At 78.7% G+C, this 1,593-nt stretch carries 1 protein-coding gene and 1 pseudogene; both read right to left on the bottom strand.

The window, feature by feature from the left end:
• Positions 1-666 (bottom strand): aspartate/glutamate racemase family protein (locus L1885_RS28180; protein WP_235799975.1); only part of this gene is annotated, 666 nt, incomplete at its 3' end.
• Positions 663-1,593, bottom strand: a pseudogene (locus L1885_RS28175) (MmgE/PrpD family protein); the annotation flags it as partial. The pseudogene L1885_RS28175 and the gene L1885_RS28180, both read right to left, overlap by 4 nt.

Below are 1,593 nucleotides of genomic sequence, written 5' to 3'. Positions count from 1 at the left end.
CGGGTCGAGAAGCCGCGCGCCGGGCGGCGGCGCGTCCGCGCCGGGTCCCCCCGCGCCCGCGCCGTTTGAGTGCCCGCCCGTGCCGAGTCCCTCCGGGTGCCCGTCCTCGACGGTCACCGCGGAGCAGCCGTTGACCACGGCGCCCGCGCCACGCGCGGCGAAGGCGTCGAGGGCGGCGCGCACGGCGGTGTTCCAGCGCCCGGTGTCCGGGATCGCGTCGAAGTCCAGGTCCAGGACGTGGACCCCGGCGAACCAGGGCCCGTACCCGTACTCCTCGACGCGCTCGGCCAGCGCGTCGCCGATGGCGCGGTTGCGGGTCACCGCGCCGAACGGGCGGCCCGTCGCGACGAGATGGGCCGCGGAGAGCCGGAGCATCCCGACGAGGGGCACGGCCCCGCCGTCGGGGACGAGCGGCACGCCCGGGTCGAGCACGCAGTCGGGCATCCGGTACGCGAACCCGCCCTCCGGCGGCGCCGCCAGCGCCCCGGTGACGGACGCCGTCGACGCGTCGATGTCCTCCCGCGTGGCGAACTGGGCGGGCGCCGCGGCCCCGGCCGCCTCGAGCGTGAACTCCACCCCGGGCGGGGCGATCTCGCGATAGCGCGCGCGGCGCCGCGCCAGTTCGTCCGCGTCGACGCGCACCGGCGTGACGGACAGGATCCTCATGCTGTGCCTCCCGATGCTGCTGATGCGACGGCGGCCCCGCCGCGTCCGTGCCCGTCTCCGTGCCCGCGTCCGTCTCCGTGCCCGTGCGCGTCGTCCCGCGACCCGGCGAGGCCCCGCAGCAGCGGCCCCACGTCCTCGGCCTCCTGCAGGTCCCCGGCCAGCCCGCGGAGCCTCTCCACCGGGCCGGCCCCGCCCAGCAGCCGGGTGAGGAACGCCGACAGCGTCGCGTCCGTGAACGGGCGGTGGGCGCTGTCCCCGACCGGATGCGGGGCGCTCAGCGCCACCGGCTCCCGGCCGTCCGTGAAGCGGACGGTGAGGCGGGCCGGACGCTCGTGCGGCAGCCGCGCCGTGAGCGCCGGGTCCTCCCGTACCGTCACCCGGCGTGCCAGCGCGAAGAGTTCGGGACGCCGGCGCTCGGACGCGTCGGCGGTGGCCGGGGCGACCTCGCCGTCCAGCAGCGCGGCGGCCACCGCGTAGGGGACGGAGAACATGGCGCCGAGCCCGTTGTCCCAGTGCGTACGGTCGAGCGGCGCGGCGAGCCGGTGGGTGTCGACGGTCAGGCTGCCGACGGCCGCGGCGATCTCGGCCGGCGCGAGGCCCCGCAGGTGTCCGGCCCGGGCCTCGATGGCGAGGTCGGCGGCGGGGTGCGTGTACGAGCACGACGCGTGCCGCTTGAAGTAGTTGTGGGTGATCTGCCAGTCGGCCGCGCCGCCCCGCCCGGGCGCGGGGGGCCCGTGCGGCCCGGCGGCCCCGGGCGCTTCCCCGGCGGCGCCGGGCACGTCGAGTCCCTCGGTCAGCGCCCCCGGCTCGAAGGTGCCGAGCAGGCTCCCGAGCGAGAGGGCCGCCGTGCCCGCGTTGCGCACGACGCCGGCACGGGCCAGTCGCGCCGCCGAGAGGCCGTTCACCGCGGCCGCGCCCGTCCAGGCG

It is taken from the genome of Streptomyces fuscigenes, assembly GCF_021556455.1.
GTDB classification, from domain to species: domain Bacteria; phylum Actinomycetota; class Actinomycetes; order Streptomycetales; family Streptomycetaceae; genus Streptomyces; species Streptomyces fuscigenes.
Note: the sequence above shows the minus strand (reverse complement) of the source record. Positions and strands in the feature narration are given on the sequence as shown.